20 protein-coding genes are annotated in these 24381 nt (G+C 28.7%); 11 read left to right on the top strand and 9 right to left on the bottom strand.

The genetic code is table 11. The annotated features are described in order from the left end of the window. The 5 genes from KFW21_06910 to KFW21_06890 form a co-directional block, all read left to right on the top strand. Nucleotides 1–349, top strand: a 349-nt coding sequence (locus KFW21_06910; protein ID MDK2819160.1) for a hypothetical protein, incomplete at its 5' end; no start/stop codon positions are given. A 286-nt stretch (nt 350–635) separates the two neighbouring features. Then, complete coding sequence (locus KFW21_06905; protein MDK2819159.1) at nt 636–1229, top strand: hypothetical protein; 594 nt, start codon at nt 636–638, stop codon at nt 1227–1229. Nucleotides 1230–1241: 12 nt separating this feature from the next. Next, nucleotides 1242–2264, top strand: a complete 1023-nt coding sequence (locus tag KFW21_06900) for a hypothetical protein (GenBank protein ID MDK2819158.1) — start codon at nt 1242–1244, stop codon at nt 2262–2264. A 7-nt stretch (nt 2265–2271) separates the two neighbouring features. Next, nucleotides 2272–4119 carry a penicillin-binding protein 2 gene (gene mrdA / locus KFW21_06895; GenBank protein MDK2819157.1) on the top strand — a complete coding sequence of 616 codons (1848 nt, stop codon included), beginning with the start codon at nt 2272–2274 and terminating at the stop codon, nt 4117–4119. 2 nt (nt 4120–4121) lie between these two features. Beyond that, nucleotides 4122–5435, top strand: coding sequence for an FtsW/RodA/SpoVE family cell cycle protein (locus tag KFW21_06890; GenBank protein MDK2819156.1), 1314 nt, complete (start codon nt 4122–4124; stop codon nt 5433–5435). Between the two features lie 66 nt (nt 5436–5501). Here KFW21_06890 and dnaJ read toward each other — a convergent pair whose 3' ends face one another. The 3 genes from dnaJ to KFW21_06875 all read right to left on the bottom strand — a co-directional run bounded on the left by dnaJ (nt 5502) and on the right by KFW21_06875 (nt 9220). Beyond that, the gene (dnaJ, locus tag KFW21_06885; GenBank protein MDK2819155.1) at nt 5502–6572 is read right to left on the bottom strand and encodes a molecular chaperone DnaJ; all 1071 of its coding nucleotides are present in this window, start codon (nt 6570–6572) and stop codon (nt 5502–5504) included. Nucleotides 6573–6715: 143 nt separating this feature from the next. Next, nucleotides 6716–8590: a molecular chaperone DnaK gene (dnaK, locus tag KFW21_06880; protein ID MDK2819154.1), complete on the bottom strand. Its 1875-nt coding sequence runs from the start codon at nt 8588–8590 to the stop codon at nt 6716–6718. 48 nt (nt 8591–8638) lie between these two features. Continuing rightward, complete coding sequence (locus KFW21_06875; GenBank protein ID MDK2819153.1) at nt 8639–9220, bottom strand: nucleotide exchange factor GrpE; 582 nt, start codon at nt 9218–9220, stop codon at nt 8639–8641. A gap of 229 nt (nt 9221–9449) precedes the next feature. On the opposite strand from KFW21_06875, the gene KFW21_06870 reads away from it, so the two are divergent. Next, on the top strand, nt 9450–10472 hold the full coding sequence (locus KFW21_06870) for a HEAT repeat domain-containing protein (protein ID MDK2819152.1): 1023 nt from the start codon (nt 9450–9452) through the stop codon (nt 10470–10472). A gap of 49 nt (nt 10473–10521) precedes the next feature. Here KFW21_06870 and KFW21_06865 read toward each other — a convergent pair whose 3' ends face one another. The 4 genes from KFW21_06865 to KFW21_06850 all read right to left on the bottom strand — a co-directional run bounded on the left by KFW21_06865 (nt 10522) and on the right by KFW21_06850 (nt 13755). Further along, a complete protein-coding gene (locus KFW21_06865; protein ID MDK2819151.1) occupies nt 10522–10884 on the bottom strand; it encodes a hypothetical protein in 363 nt (120 codons plus the stop codon). Between the two features lie 18 nt (nt 10885–10902). Then, nucleotides 10903–12303, bottom strand: coding sequence for a site-specific DNA-methyltransferase (locus KFW21_06860; protein MDK2819150.1), 1401 nt, complete (start codon nt 12301–12303; stop codon nt 10903–10905). 26 nt (nt 12304–12329) lie between these two features. Then, the gene (locus KFW21_06855; protein MDK2819149.1) at nt 12330–13481 is read right to left on the bottom strand and encodes an HD domain-containing protein; all 1152 of its coding nucleotides are present in this window, start codon (nt 13479–13481) and stop codon (nt 12330–12332) included. Between the two features lie 103 nt (nt 13482–13584). After that, a complete protein-coding gene (locus KFW21_06850) occupies nt 13585–13755 on the bottom strand; it encodes a hypothetical protein (protein MDK2819148.1) in 171 nt (56 codons plus the stop codon). A gap of 154 nt (nt 13756–13909) precedes the next feature. Between KFW21_06850 and KFW21_06845 the strand changes: the two genes are divergently transcribed. The 5 genes from KFW21_06845 to pstB are packed head-to-tail and all read left to right on the top strand — an operon-like array spanning nt 13910 to nt 19117. Continuing rightward, nucleotides 13910–15031: a substrate-binding domain-containing protein gene (locus tag KFW21_06845; GenBank protein ID MDK2819147.1), complete on the top strand. Its 1122-nt coding sequence runs from the start codon at nt 13910–13912 to the stop codon at nt 15029–15031. 29 nt (nt 15032–15060) lie between these two features. Beyond that, nucleotides 15061–16116 (top strand): phosphate ABC transporter substrate-binding protein PstS, encoded by a 1056-nt coding sequence (gene pstS / locus KFW21_06840; protein ID MDK2819146.1) that lies wholly within the window; start codon nt 15061–15063, stop codon nt 16114–16116. Between the two features lie 42 nt (nt 16117–16158). After that, nucleotides 16159–17367, top strand: a complete 1209-nt coding sequence (gene pstC / locus KFW21_06835) for a phosphate ABC transporter permease subunit PstC (GenBank protein ID MDK2819145.1) — start codon at nt 16159–16161, stop codon at nt 17365–17367. 11 nt (nt 17368–17378) lie between these two features. After that, complete coding sequence (pstA, locus tag KFW21_06830) at nt 17379–18263, top strand: phosphate ABC transporter permease PstA (GenBank protein ID MDK2819144.1); 885 nt, start codon at nt 17379–17381, stop codon at nt 18261–18263. A gap of 41 nt (nt 18264–18304) precedes the next feature. Beyond that, on the top strand, nt 18305–19117 hold the full coding sequence (pstB, locus tag KFW21_06825) for a phosphate ABC transporter ATP-binding protein (GenBank protein MDK2819143.1): 813 nt from the start codon (nt 18305–18307) through the stop codon (nt 19115–19117). Between the two features lie 66 nt (nt 19118–19183). On the opposite strand, the gene KFW21_06820 is transcribed toward pstB, so the two are convergent. Further along, nucleotides 19184–19855, bottom strand: coding sequence for a diphthine--ammonia ligase (locus KFW21_06820; GenBank protein ID MDK2819142.1), 672 nt, complete (start codon nt 19853–19855; stop codon nt 19184–19186). A gap of 121 nt (nt 19856–19976) precedes the next feature. Next, nucleotides 19977–24381 (bottom strand): hypothetical protein (locus tag KFW21_06815; protein ID MDK2819141.1); only part of this gene is annotated, 4405 nt, incomplete at its 5' end.

Here is a 24381-nt window from a genome sequence, read left to right as displayed (position 1 = left end):
CCTAGACGAAGTCACTGTTGACGATATTATTATCAACGATACTATTGATAATACTGAGATCCTAGACGAAGTCACTATTGACGATATTATTATCAACGATTATCAATATAGTAATGAACTACAATCTATTAATAACATGGCTGTATCTTTAGATATGCTTCAACAATTAAATCAGAATATACCAATATCTTCATCTTATTTAACAACCTTATCAAAAGATGATGTGAGTTCTCTTATGAAAGATATTGATAATTTATTAGAATTTTTACCTGATGAAAAAATTGAAGAACTAGCACATAAAGATTTTTATTATACTTATATTAAATTTTTAGATGATTTAGGAATATAATACGATATGGGATTAAAAAATAAAATAACTTTTTCTAAAAAAAAATATACTCAAAAACGAAATATATATAATGATTTTATAGAAAATGATACTAATAATTCTTATCATAAAATTGGTCTATTAAATAAAATGAATTTCTTTAGAAAAATATATACTATGTATAAAAACTATTTATAATAAACTTGACTCAAACACTCTATTAAATATAGAGTGTTTTCTTTATAAACTTGACATAAAGACATTTTTTAGATATAATTTATAATAACTGAAAATAGGGAGGATAAACATGTCTAAAAAACATTTTTCTCAAAAATGTGATGTATGTGGTATTCAACCAGTAATGTTATTCTTTAGAACTATTGATAATAAATCTAATAATATTATTGAAGAAGGTTTATGTCCTAAATGTGCTTTGAAAAAATTTTCAACTAATAGTACTACGCAACTAGCTGATGAAAATAAAGAAATTATAGATACTATTAATCAAATGCGTCATATATTATCTGATATTGTGGGTCATATTGGTAAAGCAACTCCAGAAGACTCTTTGATAGATAATAACAATACCACACAAATATTGAATCAATGCAGGTTATGTGGCACTACAAAAGAAACTTTTAAAAAAGATCAAAAAGCAGGTTGTAGTTTTTGTTATCATGATTTTTCAGATTTAATCCTTCAGCAAATTCAAGATTCTAATTTTAGTATTAAACATTGTGGGCAAATTCCTACAAGATATAAACAACAATATTTAAAAAATATTGAATTACAAAAATTAAAAATAAAATTATTTTCAGTTCTCAGAACTGAAAACTATGAAGAAGCTGCCAAAATCAATAAGCGTATTACTAAATTAAAAACTAGCCAAATTCATTACTAAAGATATACACATATGGAAAAAATTGTTCTGCCCCTTTTAAGGGCTCAAACATCTACTTCAAAAAATAACATTATCATTTCAAGTCGTGTCTGTGTTATTAGAAATATAGATGCTCTTAATTTTCCTGAAAAATTGTCAACTGAAGAGAAAAGATTAATTGAAAATAAAATTTCAACACTTTTACATGATTTATATACAGATCAAATCGTTTCTACAGATATTAAAAAACTAGAATCAGTCCATAAATTTCAATTAATGTCAGATTTAAATATTACTAATCATTTTTTAGAAAATGGTCATGTTTTTTTTGCCAAAAAAGATGGTAAATGGATTTTATTACCAAATGAATATAATCATTTTTATATATTTTCCATTGAATTTGGACAACATCTCAAAGAAATATATAAAAACATTAACTCTTTATTGTTATCTTTAGATTCTCATATACATTTTGCCTATACTCCTGAATTCGGTTTTTCTACATCTGATATTAATTTTGCTGGAAATGGATTGTATTTATCATTGTTACTTAATTTAACAGGTTTAGAACTTCAAGGAACTATTCCTTCATTAATAAAAACATGTGAAGAAACAGGTTATAAGTTAACTCCCTATACTACTCATCCAAATTCAGGATTGTTTTTATTACAAAATATTGGATCTTTTGGTATTAGTGAATTAGATCATATAGATCATATGACTCAACTTACTCAAATAATTCAATCTTCTGAACTATTAGCAAAAAAAGAACTTCTTGAAGATACTGAAAATATTGAATTACTTATCTCTCAGATTACTCAATTATTAGCTCAAGATTCTCTTTCTTACACAGATATGAGTTATATTATCACTTTAGTAGATTTTTTTGATAAATCTATCTATTCTATTCGTGATAGAAATTTATGGTTAGAACAATTATTTCGTCTCCAAAATTATTCATCTATATTCTCACATATTAGTAATTTTGAAGAATTAAATACCTGCAGAGCTCAATTATTAAAGCATTTATATACACAACTGGTACAATTAAAATAAGGTTTGTATGCAAGATATAAAAAATATCCATTCTTCTCGTCTACTTGCTCTTATCATTATAATCATTTCATTGTTTATTATTTTTACTATTCGTTTATTTTATCTTCAAGTATTGGAAGGTTCTACTTTCAAAAATAGAGCTGAACAAAATCAAACAAGAGATCTCCGTATTTCATCATATAGAAGTATTATTTATGATAGAAATAAAGAACTTAAACTTGCTTATAATCAACAGTCTTTAGTCTTAACTGTTATTGAAGCTAATTTACCAAAAACAAATACAGTACAAAGAATGAATCAATTAATAGAAATGGCTAAAATACTCAATTCTAGTCCTGAATTAATTTGTACTATTATTAAATCCAAATATATTGATCCTTACACTCCTATAGTTCTTCAAAATAATACTTCACTAAGTATTATAAATAAATTTGCAGAAAAAATTGAAGAGTTTCCTGGCGTTTTTTGGAGTAATCAACCTAATCGTGTCTATCCTTTTGGAAAGTCTGGTTTTCATATTATTGGTTATACAGGTTTACTAAATCAAGAAGAGTACAATCAAAACAAATCAAAAGGTGAATATTATCTAGGTACTCATATTGGTAAACGCGGTATAGAAAAACAATATGATTCTCTTATTCGTGGAAAATCCGGTATAATAATGAGATCTGTTAATGCTCGAGGACAAGTTTTACAACAAGATATAATACAAGATCCTATACAAGGCGATCATCTTGTATTAACAATTGATGCTCGATTACAGCAAAAAGCCTATGATTTAATGACTAATTTTATAGGAGCTGTTATTATTACTCATGCTAACACAGGAGAAGTACTCACTTTAATTAGTACTCCATCTATTGATCCATCTATTTTTTATAACTCAGATAGGACAAAAATTGAATTTTCTCCTCTAATTTTTGATCCAACTTATCCTTTTCTTAATAGAGCAATACAAGGTTTATATCCTCCAGCTTCTACATTCAAATTAATTTCAACGGCTGCTTTTTTAAAAAATGGTGTTGATCCAAATCAAATTTTAACAACAACTGGATCTTATGCTATTGGTAATCGTGTTTTTAAAGATTGGAAAAATCATGGAAAAGTTGATACAAAAAAAGCTATTGAAGTTTCTGCAAATGTATATTATTATCATAATTCTCAAAGTGTAGGCCGTCAAGCAATTTTTCAAATGGCTAGAGATTTTGGATTTACAAGCCCTTATCAAATAGACCTTCCTGATGAAAAACCAGGATTTATACCTGATGATAAATGGTTTCGAAATACACACAAAAGACGGTGGTCTCATGGTGATACCGCAAATATAGCAATTGGTCAAGGTGATATACTAACATCTCCATTGGAAATTAATATGATGACTAGTATTTTTGCAAATAATGGTACTATTTACAAACCATATATTTTAAAGGAACAATTAAGAATTAGAGACAAAAAAATAATATGGCAACAAAAACCAACTCCTATAAAAACACTAAATATTCCATCTGATAATTTAAAAATTATTCAAGAAGGAATGAGAAATGTCATTATAGGAAAAAATGGTACTGCTCGTTGGTTGAATACATATAAAATGATACGAGTTCCAATTGCTGGAAAAACAGGAACAGCTCAAACTGGATCTTTAGGTAGTAAAGCTAAAGATAATGGTCTATTTACCGCTTATGGTCCCTACAATACAGATGGAAATGCCGAGGATACCATTGTCATAACAGTCTTACTTGAAAAATCAAGTACAGGAAATGCAGTTCGTGTTGTAGCTGAATTATTCAATTATTATTTTGAAGAACTATATCCTGAAAAAAATCCAAATCCTAATTTTAAAAAAAGAGGATAACTATGAAAGGTATATTCAAAGGTCATTCTTCTTTATTCATCTTAATTCCATTTCTACTTTCTCTTATAGGTGTTCTCTTTATTCTTAGTACAGGACAACTAGATAATAATCAAAACACCAATTTGTATATTAAACAATTAGCATGGATATTAATAGGAATTGGATTAAGTATCTTTATTTTATCAATAGATTATTATTATATTATTGAAACATCTTTATTGTACTATATTTTAGGCATATTTTTATTAATTTTAACATTATTAATAGGAAAAGAAATTAAAGGTGCTCAGAGTTGGTTAGGAATATGGGGATTTGGTATTCAAAGTTCTGAAATTATGAAAATCTGTTATATTCTTTTTTATGCTAAATTCTTAAAAAATATCCCAAAAGATGAAAAAGAATTTATAACATTTTACAAATCTATATTTATTCTTATTATTCCACTAATTCTTGTTCTTTTACAACCTGATTTAGGTACTGCTATTATTTTTTGTAGTATTTATATTATTATGAGTTTTGTTGGATTTCGAGATATTAATATTTTATTAAGTATTATAATAATTGGTATTATTATTTGTTTCTTAATGCTTAGTTACACATATTATCAATTTTATTATTTATCAAATCAATCAAATATAGCTTTATTAGATATTTTATTAAAACCTAGTACTTTTTTTGCCATAGCAATTATTTTATTGATTTATGCAGGAATAACTTTTTTCATTGAATTAATTCAACCTATTCCATGGATAAACAAATTTACAAGTGCTTCTCTTATATTAGGTATTTCATTTTTCACTATGGGAATATTAAGTTTTATCTTAAAACCATATCAATGGAATAGACTTTTGGTATTTATCAATCCTGAATTTGATCGCTTAGGAGCTGGATACAATACGATTCAATCTCAAATTGCTATTGGGGCTGGTGGATTATCTGGACAAGGTATTTTTCAAGGAACACAAAATCTTCGTGGTTTTCTTCCAGAAAAACATACTGACTTTATTTTTGCTATTATTGCTGAAGAGTCTGGTTTTTTAGGATGCTTTTTTGTAATTTTTTTATATGTCACTTATTGTTTACTAATAATTAAAACTCTTATTACTTCAAAAGATCAAGAAGGTGCTTTTATGGCTAGTGGTATACTAGCTATATTTGTGACCCATATAGGAATTAATATTGGAATGAATATTGGAATTGCGCCTGTTACAGGTCTTCCCTTACCTTTTATTAGTTATGGTGGATCATTTTATATTACTTCTATTATAAGTGCTGCTCTTATTCTAAATGTTTATAATAGAAGATTTGTTCACTAAAAAATAAAAACCTCATTAGTATTATACCAATGAGGTTTTTTTTAATTAAAAGATATTAATAATTTATTATATTTTTTCTTTCATTTCTTGAGCATAAGATTTGAGTAAATCTTTGGCAGTATTACTAATTTTTTTAGGAACTTCAATATGAGCTTCCAAAATCAAATTACCACGCTTATTAGATCTAACATTAGGTAGCCCATCACCATCTATTTTAATACGTTGACCAGGTTGTACCCCTTCAGGTAGTTTAATTGTTTTTTTAGTTTCTAATGTTTCTATTTCTATTTCACCACCAAGTACAGCTTTAGTAAAAGATAATGGTAATTTAGCATAAATATTATCTCTTTCCCTTATAAAACGACTATCATTTCTGATATGAATATAAATATACAAATCTCCTCTAATACCATTAAATGGGGCTGCATGACCTTCTTGAGATAAACGAACCTTCATTCCATTTTCTACTCCCGCAGGAATCACTGCAGATATAGGAACTGTTTTAAGATTAGTACCTTCTCCACGACATGTATGACAAGGATCGGTGACCATTTTACCTGATCCATGACATTTTGGACAATTTTGGGTCATAGCAAAAAACCCTTGACTAACTTGTACTCTACCTGTACCATGACATGTAGAACATGTTGTAGGAGATTTTTTAGAAGCAGATCCTGTACCAGAACATTTTTCACAAGCTTCTGCTCTACGCACTTTTAATTCTATAGTTTGTTTATGAAGAACATCTTTTAATTGAAGTGATACTTCAGCTTGAATATCAGCACCGTGTACTTGTTGGGGACGATGACTTTGTCCGCCACCAAAAAAGCTTTCAAAAATATCTTCAAAGCCTCCACCAAAACCTCCACTACTACTAAAGCCTCCACCAAAGCCGCCAGATGCGCCATTACCACCATTTTGAAAGGCTGCTTCACCATATTGATCATACATTTTTCGTTTTTCAGGATCAGAAAGAGCTTCATAAGCTTTTCCAACTTCTTTAAATTTTTCTTCAGCACCTGTGTCACCTTGATTTCTATCTGGGTGATATTTCATAGCTTGTTTACGAAAAGCTTTTTTTATTTCATCTTGACTTGCAGTATTAGTAACTCCAAGTATTCCATAATAATCTGCCATTAGGCACCTGCCTTATCTTTTTTGTATTATTAATTATTATGATATAAAATCATACGATTGTCAACTTTAAATAATTTCTAGAAAGATAGGAGTAAGCATAACTTACTCCTATCTTTCTCTATTATACTAGTAAGTTTTATTAACTATTTTTCGTCATCTACAACTTCAGCATCAATTACATCATCGTCTGATTTTTTTTCATCACCAGGTGTTGCTGCTTCTTGTTGTTTTTGAGCTGCAAGATGTTGATAAACTCTTGTTGATACTGGTTCAAGAGCTTTCATTGCATTTTCAATAATTTGATGATCATCGCCTTCTAAAGCTTTTTTAAGGTCTTCATTTTTTTCTTCAAGTTCTTTTTTATCAGCTTCCGAAATTTTATCGCCATCATCAGTTAATAATTTTTCAATTCCATATTGAACTGCATTCGCTTGATTTTTAAGTTCAATAGTTTCTCTTAGTTTTTTATCTGATTCTGCGTTAGTTTCTGCATCAGCATGCATTTTTGCAATTTCTTCAGCACTTAGTGTTCCAGAAGATTCTATCGTAATTTTTTGTTCTTTTCCTGATCCAGAATCTTTTGCAGATACATTAAGAATACCATTTGCATCAATATCAAATGTTACTTCAATTTGAGGAATTCCACGAGGTGCTGGTTGAATGCCCTCAAGGTTGAAATTTGCTAACACTCTGTTATCACTAGCCATAGGTCTTTCACCTTGTAAGACTTGTATTGTTACTGCTGTTTGATTATCCGCAGCTGTAGAAAACACTTGTGATTTTGATGCAGGAATTGTAGTATTACGAGAAATCAAGAATGTGCTTACTCCTCCTAATGTTTCTATACCTAAAGATAAAGGAGTCACATCTAAGAGTAGTATATCATTTACTTCTTTATTAAGTACACCCGCTTGAATCGCAGCACCTAATGATACAACTTCATCTGGATTTACACCTTTAGAAGGTTCTTTTCCAAAAAAGTTTTTAACCATATTTACAATAAAAGGCATACGAGTTTGTCCACCAACAAGAATAATTTCTTTGATATCTGATTTAGAAACTCCAGCATCTTTCAATACTTGTTCACAAGGAATTAAAGAACGCTCAACAATAGGACGCACAATATTTTCTAATTCTCCACGAGTCATATTCATATTTAAATGTTTTGGCCCTGATGCATCTGCTGTGATAAATGGTAAATTGATTTGAGTATCTGCTTTTGAAGAAAGTTCAATTTTTGCTTTTTCACCAGATTCTTTAAGTCTTTGCATAGCCATGGCATCTTTAGAAAGATCAATTCCGGATTCTTTTTTATAAGATTTAATAATATGATCAATAATAGCATTATCCAAATCATCGCCGCCAAGATGTGTATCTCCGTTTGTCGATTTAACTTCAAAAACACCATCTCCAATTTCTAAAATAGAAATATCAAAAGTACCGCCACCAAAATCATAAACTGCAACTAATTCTTCATTATTTTTATCCAAGCCATAAGCTAAAGCGGCGGCTGTAGGCTCATTGATAATACGCTCTACTTCTAATCCAGCAATAGTTCCAGCATCTTTTGTCGCTTGACGCTGTGAATCATTAAAATAAGCTGGGACAGTGATAACAGCTTTTGTTACTTTTGTTCCCAAATATGCTTCTGCAGCTTCTTTTAATTTGATAAGTACTAATGCAGCAATTTGTTCTGGAGTTTGATCTCCAATACGTGTTTGAAATACTACATGATCTTTAGATCCTTTTTTTATTACATAAGGAGTTCTTTCGTTTGATACTTCATCAAAGCGATGACCAATAAAGCGTTTTGCAGAATAAATTGTATTTTCAGGATTTGTAACCATTTGATTTTTAGCTGGAGCTCCAACAAGGGTATCCCCCTTTTCTGTAAATGCAACAATAGAAGGCATTGTTCTTGACCCTTCCTGGTTTGCAATAACAACTGGTTTACCGTTTTCAATTACTGATACAACAGAATTTGTTGTACCTAAGTCAATTCCGATAATTTTTGACATTTTCGTCTCCTTTTTTAAGGTATATTATATTTTTTAATAAATTAGTTATTAGTTACTTTTTTTAGCAACTTTAACTTTGGCTGTACGAATTACTTGTCCACTTAGTCTTCTTCCAGCTTCAAATACATCTACTATTGTCATAGAATGGGCAATATCATCTCTTTCTTCTATCATTACAGCTTCACAATATTGAGGATCAAACTCATCACCTTTAGATATTTCTATAGTTTCTAAACCTATATCTTTCAAAACACCCTCAAATTGATTTAATACCATATTAATACCCTCTCGTAAGGACTCAATATTATCAGAATTACTAGATGCTTGAATACTACGCTCAAGATTGTCAACAACAGGAAGTAATTTTTCAACAACATCTTTCAAAGCTATTTTTTTAAAGTTTTCTTTTTCTTGTTGAATTCTTTTTCTATAATTATCTGTTTCTGCAGAAAGACGCAAATAAGAATCCTTCAATGATTGATTTTCTTTTTCTAGAATAGCAACAGCATCATCATTCATTTCTTCTATAGCATCTTTAACAATATCTTCTATATTTTCAACAGTATCAGAAGCTACCTGTTGTAAATCTTCTTCTTGAATTTCTTCTTTGTTATGATTCTCTTGAGTCATATGTCCTCCCTGTTATTGTTATCATATATTTATAATAATAATATATTTGATTTATATCAACATTATATTATATAATATTATTAGCAAAATTCATGCCAACAATATTGTTTGTAAAAACACAATATAATTATTTGAATATTTACATATTTTAGCGTACAATTTATAATAATATTTAAAAAAAATCCGATACATACCAAATAGCATTCTATTTGCGAAAAGGGAGAAATTTATGAAACTATTTTTATTACTTAATTTATTATTAATACATCTCACATTATTTAGTCAAACATCTTCCAATACTAATATAAAAACAGTAGATTCTACAAATACAACTACTGTGTCACCAGAACAAAGTGAACTAGATTCTTGGATAGAAACTATGGAATATGGTGTTTCGGATCAACGATTAGCCGTAGTAAAAAAAATACGATCTGGAAAAAAAAGTAATGCCTTTGAATTGTTAGAAACTTCTTTTACTAATGAAAATAATATTTCTATAAAAGAAGAGATTATTTATGTGTTTATTGATATGAAATATAAAGATAATACCCAATTCTGGACAGATATCTTTACAAAAGAAACAAATCTTTCTGTTTTGCAAAGAGCTTCTTATGCTGTTGAACTAATGGAAATACCTGTTGGTACAGATATTTTTAATATATTAAAAAAACAATTAGCTGAACCTAAAGCTATGAGATTTAGTGCTGCTGCCATACAAGCTTTAGGAAAATTAAAAAATACTGAAGCCTTAGCTACTATCACAGAGATAGCAACTAATGTAACTAATCATCAAGATCTTAGAGGAGCTTCTGTTGTTGCTCTTGGCATGTATCAAGATGAATCTTTAATACCAATATTAAAAAAATTACTAGAAAATACCGGAGAAACACGTTTTATAAGACGCTATGCAGCATTGGCTATAGGACATACAAAAAATCCCCAAGCTTTAGAAATTCTAACGCCTATAGCTATCAATGAACAAGAAGAACAAACTGTTCGTCTTAATAGTATTACAGGATTAGGGTACACTGATTCTTCAGATATAGTTCCAACTCTTGAGAGATTAACAAAATCTGATAATACTGCTATTAGAACAGAAGCTATTAAAAGTTTAGCTAAATTAAACTCTGTATCTTCAAAAAATATTTTAAAGTATAAAGCTGATAATGATCCAGAAACGATAGTCAGACGAGAAGCTAACAATGCTCTAAAAATTTTAGAAGAATTTGAAAATACTACTGAAAAACAATAAAAAAAATACACTTAAAGTGTATTTTTTTTTGTTTTAATATATATATTATTTAGTTTGGACGAATTAATACCAAGTAAGGCTCAACTGCTTCAGGATCTACAAACATTGGTGATCTCTGAGGTTCTATACTACGATATATTTCATTACCTTTTATAACAAAAGCATCGAAAGATGTTCCATCTACTGTTCTGTATACAGCAGCTATATCACTTATACCAGATTCAAAATAATAAAAAATATTATAATCTACTGTTAGATCTGCGTTAGCATTAAATACATATCTTAAAGCTGGGTTACCTTTGTTAATAGCAACCAATCCTCTAACTTTGTTTTTAAAGTTATAAGATTCTATAGATGAACAAGTAGTAAATAATAACATACTTATACATAATAAAGTTCTAGACAACAACATAAACACCTTCTTCTTTTTTTATAATTGATTTATAATATTATTTTTTTGTAATTTTGTATAAAAGGGGAAATCTTTTGTTCCATTTTTTTCTAACTGGCTATAGATGAATGAACCACCTTTTGTCCAATTATAATGATTACTTGATCCCCCAGTTTCCCCAGCTATTACTTTTTGAAGTCTTGGAATAGTAATTGTTTCTATATAGTCCATTTGCTCTATCCCTATCCATAGACGATTACTTTTATGAGCAACAGCTGCTGTAGTTCCAGAACCTAAGAAAAAATCTATAATCCTATCTCCTGGTTTAGTAGTAATATCAATAATTCTAGCAATTAGTAATTCAGGTTTAGGATAATCAAATACAGACCCGTCAAATAATTCTTTTATATGTTTAGTACCTTTACTTGTATAAAAATCTTTATCATTCCAAACTGTTCTAGCTAATCGAGTTTTTTTTCTATATTTTTCAAAAATTAAGTAACTATCTTTTGAAGCTCTTGCAATAAGATTTGATGATAATGAATTATCTGTAATATTATTCAAAACTTTATTTTTACCCCACCTCCATACAGTTTGTACACCTTGAGATTCTCGTGGATAAATTTCTACCCAACCCTTTTTCTTAGAGAGCGATACAACATGATGCCCATTAGTATCTTTTTTTTTAGGATTGGTATAAAAAGGATAGTATAAGTTAGGTCTATTACCTTGATGAAATCTAACATTTCCATTTCTAAGGCTTCTCAGTTCAAATCCGCCTAAAGTGTCTTCAAAAGGAAATTCTTTATTTAATATTAGAGGGTATAACTCTGTGTTTGGTGTTTTACCATAAATAATTAAATATTCATGAGTTCGTGCTAAAGATTTATAATCTCTACCACTAGGATTTGTCAAAACAGTTATCATTCCTAAAAAGCTATCTTCTCCATAAATTTCATCTAAAAGAACTTTTAGATACGCTTGTTCATTTTCATCACATTGAACAACTAAAACACCATCATCTTGAAGGAATTCTCGAGCTACTTCTACTCGATTTTTCATAAACAAAAGCCATAAAGATCTTGAAAATTTATCTTTATATATAAATGTATTTCCTGTATTATATGGAGGATCAATATAAATTAATTTTATAGATTCTTTAAAAATAGGTAAAATAGTATACAAAACTAATAAATTATTACCTTTAAAAAGAAAATTATTATCTTTCGTGATTTTATTTATACTTTCTTGTTTTATATCGGTAATTAATTGAAAATTAATTAAATTTTTTGGAGTAAGTAATTGTTGAATATTTTTATACTCTTCAATAAAAAAATTCTCAGCTTTTTCAAAAGATATATCTTCATAAAAAAGCATATTTTTTTGTGGAAATTCTAGTATTATAGAATTTTCTTGTTGTTTATAAACAATTTTACTCAATATTTTTTCCTTTTCAATATTTTTTCCTAAAATATTTTTAAAGATATTTTTAAATCTACAAGCATTGCTCTAGTATAAGTACCAACAATAGTATTTGAATCTTTTGTAAGATCTAATTCTATTTTTGATGAATATTTATTCATATTTTTATCTAATAAAAGTAACACTTTTGGTCTTGTTGGGTTTTCTATATTTGTTTGTAATACAGTGGCTATATCACCTGTACTTAATTTTACAATACTAGTTGTAGGATAAATAGTCATAAAAGAAATAAATGCTGAAATATATAAATTGTAATTATTAGGAAATACAGGCATCATTGTCTGTATAAAATCTTTTAAGATTTCAGCAGGCTCTCTACCTTCTTTAAAAGATCTAGCTCTCATTTGAGAGGTGAAAACATCAGCAAGTGAAATAATAATACTATTTGCTTGGAGATTTTCTCCACTAATTCCTCTAGGGTAACCGCTCCCATCAGGTCTTTCATGATGTTCTAAAGAAGGTAAGGCTAAAACATAAGGCACTTCTGATTTTATTAAAAAGCCATATCCTAATAAAGTGTGTTTTTTTATTTCTAATTTTTGTTCTTCATGAAATTTATCAACAGATCCTTTTAATTCTTTTGGTAATAATAGCATTCCTATATCAAAAAAAATAGCACTCATAATTAAATGACTCAACTCTAAAGATTTAATTTTTTTATAATAATATTTATAAATACCTAAGGAGATGAGTACCACATCCATTGTATGAATATAAAAATATTCATCTTCTTCAAATAAAGCATGTCTACATACAGCCAATAAACTAGACATATTTTTATTTTTCAAAGCATACGATACCCAAAAAGAAGCTAACTTTTGTACTTCATTAATATCAATTTTTTTAATGTTTTTATAGATTTCTTTTATTGTTTTAATATCATCATAATATTTTTGTAATAATATTCTAGTTTCTTTTTCTATATAACTAGGTAATTCAAAAGATTTCTTTTGATCTTGTTTATTTGTTAATACTTCACCTTCTGTAAAAAGTCTTTTATCACGCCATTCAGTAATATACAAAGGGTGAATAGAATGAAATTCTGGCAGAAGAACTTCTTTTTTTTTATTTACAATAGCTTTGGTACAGAACATGCCTGACCTTAAATCATTGATATCTATTTTATTTAATTTCATTTTTACAATACCCTTATTAATTTCAAGTTAGACAATAATATTCAATTTAGTATTATTATCTATTTCTGTGTCAGATATTTTTTTAATTTGTATGATTTGCCCTTCATTGTATGATTTGCCCTTCATAAGAAACAATTCCTAAAAATGAACTTCCCTTTTTAAGGGATATAATATCATTATCTATAATAGCCCTATGTACAGTATTATTAATTTTTATTATAGTACCTTCTGGTGTATACCTTACTATTGTAACTAAAGACACTTGTTTTTGCATCACTACCTCATTATATTATATATTATATTATTTTTAAAATAAAATCTAGTATTAAATCAATATAAAAAACATTTGACAAAACTATCTACAATCGTTATAATAGGAAATATCTATGCATATTTTTTATCTGTATATCTAAAAACACGGAGTTATTATGTTTGAAAAATATTTAAATAGTTATTTAGTTGTAATATTATGTATTATTATAACTAATTGTAGTACTCCTCAGAGACCTGTTAAAATCTACAAAGCAACTATAACAGGCATAGGATCTAGCTTTAGCTTACCTCTATCTTCATTGTTATTTAAAAAATTCACAAAAGAATCTAATATTAATATCTCCTATACTACTGAAAATTCTTATACAGGTATTGATGCTATAATCAATCAAGAAGTAGATTTTGCACTCAGTATAGCTTCATTAACAGATCAACAAGTAAAAGAAAATCCAGATATTTTACATATACCTATCGCTGCTGCGAGTATTAATTTTGCTTATAATATTCCTGGAAAAGGATTTTCTATATTTGATGATCCTGTGTATTTAACTCCAGAATTATTAGTTCAAATACTAAACAAAGAAATAATCAAATGGAATGATCCTAAGATTATTGCTCTAAACACAAAATTTTCCACAGATAAAACTCGTGTGTTTCCAGATCTTTCTATTACTTTTATCCAGCGTTCTACCAATTCTGCTGATACAGCACTATTTACAAAATTTTTAACAAAAGCAACTCCAACTTGGAAACAAGGCAATATTAATAAATTTAAAATGATTGGTAATACATTGGAGCGTTTAACATCATTAGAGATGATGCAACTTCTTTCTCAAACTCCAGGAGCATTAACTTATACAACGATGATATATGGGACTCAAAACAACATACCTTTAATACGAATTAACAATTATCTAGGAACCTATGGACGAGGATGTAATTTTAGAACTTTAGAATCTATGAAAGTTGCAGAAACAAATAATGATAATAGAGTAGACTTAACTTACCCTCATAAAGGAAAAGAAGCTGCTGTTGCTACAGGATTTGTATATATTATTGTAAAAAAAGAACAAAATTATAATAATAGAACAAAAGAACAAGCTCAAGTAACAGTTAATTTCATTAATTGGTTACTATCTCCAAGTGCACAAAAAGAATTAGAACCTATTTTCTTCGCAACATTGACACCTAAATTTCGTAATGCAGCTAAGAAAAAATTAACAGAACTTACTTATAATAAAGAACCATTAATCGCAGAAACAATATTAAAGAAATAAGTCAACAAATACAAATAGGAAGGACTACTATGAAAAAATTTTCATATTTTTTATTTTTAAGCTTATTTTTAAGCTCATGTGGATCAAATAATAAAATTACACTCCAAGGTACAGGAGCAACATTTCCCGCACCTATTTACAATCAACTTTTCGCTCAATATACAAAAGAAAAAAATATTCCTGTAATTTATCAAGCTGTAGGTTCCGGAGCTGGAATACAAAATATTGTTTCTGGAATTGTTGATTTTGGAGCAACTGATGCTTTTCTATCTGATGAAGAAATAACTAAGTACACCAATACTCTTTTACATATTCCAGCTGTACTGGCTGCAGTCAATTTCACATATCATCTTCCTGGATTTAATGAATCTAATCCTCTTTCTTTAGATGCAGAAACTATTTATCAAATTTATTCTGGAGAAATCACAACTTGGAATCACCCTACTATTCAAAAATTAAACCCTGAAGCTCAATTACCAAATACCAGTATAACTCCTGTATATAGATCTGATAGTAGTGGAACAACTTCTATTATGTCTGAGTTTATGGCTAAGGCTAGTCAAAATTGGGCTAATACTTTTGGTACAGGTAAAACAATCAATTGGATTGCTGGTATTGGTCAGAAAGGAAATTCATCAGTAATGGGATTCACAAAAGAAAATGAAGGTGCTATTGCTTATGTTGATCTTGTATATGCAAAACAAAATAATTTCCCTGTAGCTAAAATCAAAAATAAAGCTGGAAATTTTGTACTTGGCGATATTGAAAATGCTTCAGAAGCAGCTACTAATGTATCTATTCCTATAGATACTAGAGTATCATTAACCGATGCAAATGGTATGAATTCTGCACCTATGACTACTTTTTCTTATTTATTAGTACGAAAAGAACAAAATTATAACAATCGTACTCTTTTACAAGCGCAAGAACTCGTAAAACTATTACAATGGATGTACAGACCTGAAGTTCAACAAAAACATGCTGCTTTATATTTTTCCCCTATTCCTACTTATGTATTAGAATTAGGACAAAATATAATTAATCAAATTACCTATGATGGGATTTCCGTCGTAGAAACATTGTAAATGTATACAAATATCAATAATGATATTTAATTAGAGTAAATTATGATAAAAAATTCTTTAAGTGATACAATCACAAATAATATCACTTATTTAAGTGCTTTATGTTTTGTCTTTTTTGTTGTTGCACTTATTTCATCTTTAGTATGGAATAGTTCTGAATCTATAAAGAAATTTGGATTTTCTTTTTTAACTAAATCTACATGGAATACTAAATTCCTAGAATTATCAAAAGTTCATCTTAATCAAGATAATTCTTTAATTCTTAGTTTTTCTGTGCCTTTAAAAGATCAAAATTTCACAGATCTTATTACTTTACAATATAATGATCAACTTTTAAATTTTTCTTATATTAATACTAACATGACTTTAATTGTAAAAACTCCTGATTTAATTAATGATGGTATCTATAAAATAACTATTTCTTCTAATCTTATAGATAGAAATAATAATAAATTAAATCAAAATATTGAATGGAGTGGTAATATTGTTATTAAAAAAAAACAAATTTTATCTTCTCAAATTATCGATATAACCACACAAAAAATTAAAACTCTTATTTCAGATGAAAATTATCGTAACTTTACTATTTTACCATTTATTATTGGAACAGTACTAAGTTCTCTCATAGCTCTATTTATTGCATTTCCTGTAGCTATAGCAATAGCATTATTACTCACAGAATATACCTCTCTAAATTCACCTTTTTTAAAATTATTCTCCATATTAATTGATTTATTAGCAGGTATTCCATCTATTATTTATGGATTATGGGGATTATTCTTTTTAGTACCTAGATTTGGGGCTAATTTATTTACAGCATCTCTTGTTTTATCTATTATGATAATGCCTTATGCTGCATCTCTTTCGAGAGAAGCTTTTTCTCTTGTTCCTACAAAATTAAAACAAGCTGGATTAGGATTAGGTGCAAGTAAATATAAAGTTATTACAAAAATAATCTTACCTCATGCTCGTTCTGGAATTATAGCTGGAATTCTTCTTACATTAGGAAGAGCTTTAGGAGAAACTCTAGCTGTAACTATGGTTATTGGTAATAGAAATCAAATTCCAACTAGTATTTTCGATCCAACACAAACAATTGCTAGTTTAATTGCTAATGAATATGGTGAATCTAGTGGGTTAAAGCAAAGTTCTCTTATTCAAGCTGGTCTTATTTTAATTATTATTACGTTACTATTTTCTTTATTAGGTAAAATTATCATTAGATATACAAACCAAAACAAGAATCAATAAAGGTTATGATTATGATATCACCAAAAAAAGTTCATCAACAAGCACTATTATTTAAACTATTTATTTATTTTTTATCATCTTGTGCTTTAATACCACTTTTCTTAATTATATTTTTTATTGTTGCACAAGGATTTACTTATATTAGTCCTTTATTTTTTATTACAGATTCTCCAGCACCTATGGCTGATACTGAATTTTTTGAACTTTCTAGATCAACTATTAGTTCTGCTATCGGTGGTATAAGAAATTCTTTTATAGGAATGATTATAATTGTAGGACTTGCCTCAATAATCGCAATACCTTTTGGTATATTAGTTGCCATATACATTTCTGAAAATAAAAACTCTCTACTTAGTAAACTGACTCTTATTTGTGTAGATTCTTTACAAGGAATTCCTTCGATTATTTTTGGAATTATTGCAAATATTTGGATTGTTATGACTTTCAAAGCATATAGTGCAATATCAGGAAGTTTTGCATTAATGATTATGATGCTTCCTATTATTATTAAAAGTTCCTATGAAACATTATTATTAATCCCAGTAGCCCTTAAAGAATCTGCTTTAGCCTTAGGTGTGCCTTATAGTAGAGTTCTTTTAAAAATTATTCTACCTGCTGCTGCAGGTGGAATTTCATCAGGAGTTGTACTCGGTATTTCAAGAGTATTAGGTGAAACAGCCCCTTTGTTATTCACAGCATTTGGTAATCCTTATTTTTCAACTAATATTTTTGGACCTATGGAAACTATTGCTATGCAAATTTATAAAAATTCTACATCGCCTAACGCAAATCTTATAGCTAATGCTTGGGGAGCATCTCTTGCTTTAGCTATTATTGTTTTAATATTAAATTTAATTATAAAACCTTTTATTGATAAAATAAAAATAAAATTTTAATAACATATTCTAAGTAAATAGTAAAACAAAAGGATTATTTTATGAAAATTGGTAATAAAAAATTCATTAATTCTTTAACATCTTCCCAACGCATCCAAAAGCCTGGTATTATTGATGTTAAAGATCTCAGCATTTTTTATGGTAAAACTCAAGTTTTACAATCTATTAATATGCATATACCAGAACATCGTATTCTTGCTATTATGGGACCTTCTGGTTGTGGAAAATCAACTTTATTAAGAACATTCAATAGAATGAACGAGCTTATTGATAATTGTACTTATAAAGGTAGTGTTTATTTAAATCAAGAAAATATTTTTGAAATGGATTCTATTTCATTACGACGGCGTGTTGGTATGGTTTTTCAGCATCCGAATCCATTTCCTACAATGAGTATTTATCAAAATGTTATTGCAGGATATACTCTTAATGGTGCTAAATTAGGTAAATCTGAAGCAAATCAATTAGTAGAAGAATCTCTTCAAAAAGCAGCTTTATGGGATGAGGTCAAAGATAAACTCCATGACAAAGGATCTTTTCTTTCTGGAGGACAACAACAACGTCTTTGTATTGCTCGAACACTTGCTATGAATCCAGAAGTATTACTGTTAGACGAACCTACCTCTGCTCTCGATCCAAAATCTACATCTATGATAGAATCACTTCTTATTAGTCTAAAAAAATCTGTTACTATTATATTAGTAACACATAATATTGCTCAAGCTGGTCGTGTTTCTGATTATGCTGCGTTTATGTATTTAGGTGAGCTTATTGAATATGATACAACTAAAAAAATGTTTACTGTTCCTAAAGATAAAAAAACAGAAGAATACCTTACAGGAAAATTTGGTTAAATAATTATTGATATAATCGATCAAGTAAAAAAGCATACTCTAAAGAGTATGCTTTTTTTTTATAAATTAAGAAAAATAATTATTATTTTTTGTAATATTTAAAATTCTATATTTTTCATATTGAGAAATATCTACATATTTAATATCTATTTTTTTATTAAATATAGGACCATTTAATACTATAGTATGATATTCTCCATTTTCACCACAGGGGTCTGCCCCACTTTGTTTGATTTGTTCTACGACTTCTTTAGTCAATTTTTTTCCTAAAAAATCTTCAGATAAAACATTCGTATCCACTACTTTAATAATAGCTTCAAAGCCCGAATCAATAAATTCATAGGTCAAACTTTCCCTATCTTCTTGCCAAAGTGGAAATATTGCTTCTATACCTACATTATTCGTTCTATCTATACACCATGTTCTATGTTCTAAAATATCTATATCTCCAAATACACATATTTTAGAATTTGTTTGAATTGATACTTTTCGTAGGGTGTCTTCATAGGTTTCCAGATAATTTTGAGATCCTGTAGATTCTACAAAATATACAGGTATATTTAGTGAATCAGCAATTTCTTGAATAATATCTCTTGGTATAAGATGAAACCATGACACTTGAGTAGATTTATTAATAGTAACAATTAATCCTAGCACTTTATAATTTTGTTGAAGCATTCTATAAAGAGCAAGTGTACTATCTTTTCCACAACTATACGATATTAAAACATTTTTCATAGTATATCTCCTCTTTTCAATTATTATATTATCATTTAGTATAAAATACAAATAAAAAAGACCTCTTAGATAATTCTAAGAGGTCTTTAATAAATTTAACTATACCTATATAAAATATATTTTAATAGTTTGGTGGAGTACCTGATTGAGAAAGAGCAGGTTGTTGAATATTTTTACTCTTAGTAGAAAATAAGAATGAAGGTCCAACAGCAGTATTACCATGTAAGAAACTAGCTGCAGCACTAGTAAACTCTTCTCCAGATTTTGGTTTAAATATCAGTAGTTTCGAATTGTTTACGTCTGATGTATTGAAGAATAAAAAGACTCCATTCATAGGTCCAAAACCTTCTACTCCAAATGATATTACACCACCATTAGCAGCATCTTTTAATAGTATTTCATAAGTAAATGGATTTGGAATCATAGTATTAGCACCAGTAAATTCTTTAACTGTCATAAAGGTTCTATTTCCTGATTTAAAATGTACTAATTCTAAGAATACCGTTCCTGAACTTGTAAAAGAAGTGAAATTTTGATGTGCTGTAGTTACTTTTTTAACTTGATAAAAGAAATTAGGTTTTACAAAGCTATTTATATGATTTCTTCTTTCAGTTGAAGATGTCCATGCATATGCTCCGTTATAAAAAGGTAAGGATTCTGCAAGACTTTGTGCTTTTAATATGGAATCAGCATATGCCCATTTATGTTGAAGTAGATTTGCTCCGGTTCCTATTCTTATTGCTTGATATTTATTAAATATAAGATTAGACCAAGAACTATCTGTTACCAAAGCAGTGCTTAGAGTATTAGGTCTATGAAATTTAAATACCATTGTCTCTTTTCCATTTACCCTCAAAGATTGTAATAATAATTTGGTTTCATCTGTTCCTGAGTCTTCAGCTACACTACCTGCTATATTAAGTTGTGAGTTTAATTTTAATTTTACCAATGCATGAAAATTGTTAGTTCCTCCAAATTCATTATCATTACCAGCTAAAAATCTTACAGAAAGTTGTTTTCCATTAAAATTAAAATTAGTTGCATCTGTTCCTGGAGTGACCGCTTCAAGATGATTTTCTCCAACAAATGTTCTAAATATATTTCCTGAAATAATAAAAGGAACAAAATGTTGTTGTCTAGCAATATATTCACCAACAAGATTTGGAGTGTATTGTCTTATATCTGAAAGTCTAGCATCTCTATCCGCTTTAGCTGCAACAATCGCTGTTTCTATATCAGCACGACTAGCTGAAGCTGGTTTTGCATAACCGATGATCATTTGTTGATCTTTATCAACATTAACAGATAGTACAGCATTTTCAAATAATTCTCTCATTTCAGCATTACCACTTAATTCTGTTCCACCAGCTGCAGATATACCTTTCAATAATAAAAATGTTCCTTTTGTAGGACTTTCATATTCTAATGTTTTAATTCTTTGATACATATCAGTAACAAATATAACACCAGTATTATTAGTAAGAGCTTGTTTCATTACCCATGAACTTGTTTTAGTAGATGTATCTGCAATTACTTGAAAATAATAATAATCTTTTAGATCATAATATCCTTCGCCTTTTACACGGCTAGTTCCAATACCATTATTTTTATAGAATCTTTTATCACTAAGTAATACAAGACCATTCCTTGGAGTAGTTTTTAGTGGTTTAGTTATATCCCAATCTGTCACTTCAACAACATCTCTATATTCTAATGATAATTCTCTCATCGTATCAATAACTCTATTTTGCATATCTATATTCGGAAGTTTTTCATGTGTCCAATAACTATATGGATAAGTTGTTGCTCTATTTTTTAGAGCTGTTGTTCTAGCTTTAGCCAATGCAACAGAATTACCATAAGTTATAATATATCTATCATCATCAAGAATATCTACATCTATAAACTTATTATGCAAGAATGAACTTTCAGAGGAAATATCTGATCCCTCAGCTACTAAAACTCCTTTTGTATTATCAATAGTACCACCAGAAGATACCTCTTCAACTACAGATAAATCATAATTAAAGTAAGATTTAACACCATTAATAGCAACTATTGCTTGTAGCGTTAATCCATTTCCATTAAAATTATACACTATATTATTATTTGGATCAAAGACTCCAGAAGGTGTATCAAGAGTTGTTCCTACAGAAAAAGATCCTATAGCTCCCAATGATTGTAGTTTTAACACTACATCTTTTTCTTTAAATACAGTACTTTTTTCATCATTTGCATTTACTATAAAAACCCACCATGATTTTTGATCAGCTATATTACCAATAAGTTGAGCTTTATTTACATGGGAGCTTAATTTTATACGATCTCTACCTTCTACTTGTATTTTAAATTGACCAGTACTTAAATACTCAGGTCTATCAGCTTTAATTCCTATTATCTTATTATGTTCTGGGTTTCCAGCAGCTATCAAAGTGAAGTAACCTTCACTGGTAGAGGTATCTTCTAATATAAACATTTCATAGTTATGAGTTTCATTTCTAGATTTAGTTATGGTTGTTATAGACACTTGAGCACCACCACTAGAATTATATGAGAATCTATACTCATATACACTTTTTGAATTATAATAAAATATAAGACCAGGCACATTATAAGTTCTTTCAACTATAATATCTCTTCCTGCTAATGCTGAAAATATTCGACCTACAGATATAATAGATTGTTTACGATACAAGTTTGGATGTGTTTGAGCAGCTAAAGCTGTTTTAGCTCCAGTAATAGTATTTCCTATTGCATATCTAGCTGTATCATTACCAGCTACGGTATTATCTATAATCATAAATTTACGATTATCTTCACCAAATCCATTAACTTGAAACAATCCTATATTTGCATCAGTATCTTCAATCATTTGTATACCATAAGTAACTGAATTTGTTACCGAAGCTACTACATTATGTATAGTAATAAAGGATCCATCTCCAGCAAATTCATAATCTTTTGTATTAGCAGCATTATAAGTAGGAACAGTCGTATTATTACCAGTTTTGAATACCCAAGTTCCTTTCGTTGATAAATTTTGTATAACTCTTGGATTTGCATCAAGTACAAATTTAGGTACATAGTTCCAATATTGTAAGCTATTTAAGTTCAATTGAGCACTTGCAGCTGTATCACCAATAGCTAGTTTTACTTTTGTTTCATCTGAACCTGTACCATATTTTATAGCGACATATTTGTTTGAGATTATAGCTTTAAAGACAGATTCATTAACCCCATGAGCATTTATAATACCATCATCCCGTCCAATATCTGCTATTACTTTTGTCAAATAAGCTGCTCTAGTTCCTGTTGCATTTTTTGGATTTGCCGCATCACGAAGAGTCATATCAAAATCATAAACAGCTACAGATGCAGTACCTACTCCAGTAGTAGCTGCAGTTCTAAGAGGCGTACGGAAAGCAAAATTAATTGTTCCTACATCTGTTAATATTTCTCTATTTTCATCTACAGGAAGATACCAATCAGTAGCTCCTTTACCACCACTCAATTGATCATCCAATGATTTACTTACTTTTGGATCATTTTTTAAGATATCTAAAGGTAGTAATTTTGGATCTAGAGCAAGCCGCCTATTGTCCTTAGCATAAGCCATGCTTGATGCATATCCTACAAATATACTTATAGAATTATCTGGTATACCTACTGCCCAAAACCAATTATTTCTTACTAATGCTCCACCTAATGCTCCACCTACAGGACTTCCTGAAGCTACTGCTGTTCCTGAAGCTACTATTGGATAAGCTAGATTCCCTCTAAAGTTTATATCACTTCTTGTATTACTAATCATTTTGAAAGTAAATCTTTCTCCTTGAGTAGGATCTTTAGTTTCTATTTCTTGTAATGATATACGATAATAGTTTGTTTCCTGAGCAGCAGATTTTTTACTTATATATAACACTACCCGTTGTTTTGTATCCAGGTGTATTTCTTCAGTATTATTAGGATTAAAAGTATAATCATTATTAGCAGAATTTAACATCCCTAGACCATTTTTATTTATATCTTCTAATTTTAATAATAAAGTATCCTCTATATCTACAGAATTTCTAGTAACTAGATTTCTTTTACCATTATTATTTATATCTGTATCGGTCAAGACTCCTGTAGCACTTGTTACAAATTTTCCATAGGCATTATCATTAGCTGTAGATTGTACTTCTATACCAATAAAATGTTTGTCCAAGGGTGCTCCAACTTTAGATGCTGTTAAATAATACATACCTTTTTGTACCCCAGCTCCTGTTGCTCCAGGAGTTACACCTTTTACAGGATTAAGGAAATAGTTATATGATCCAGCGTTAGGTCCTTCTTTAACAACAACATTAAGAGAATTTGCTTTACTATCAAAAACCATTTCTAAGGCTTCATGATTTAAATAAATATTATCCTTATCTAAAGTAACTAATTCATTTTTAAGATCAGCAATTTCTATAACTTTATAATTTTCTTCAATTTCAGTTTTCTTATAATATACAGTATCTGCTGTTGGACTTGGTACTGTT

It is taken from the genome of Spirochaetota bacterium (assembly GCA_030154445.1).
In the GTDB taxonomy this organism is placed as follows: domain Bacteria; phylum Spirochaetota; class Brevinematia; order Brevinematales; family Brevinemataceae; genus Brevinema_A.
The sequence above is the reverse complement of the archived record's forward strand: the minus strand, read 5'-3'. Positions and strand labels throughout refer to the sequence as shown.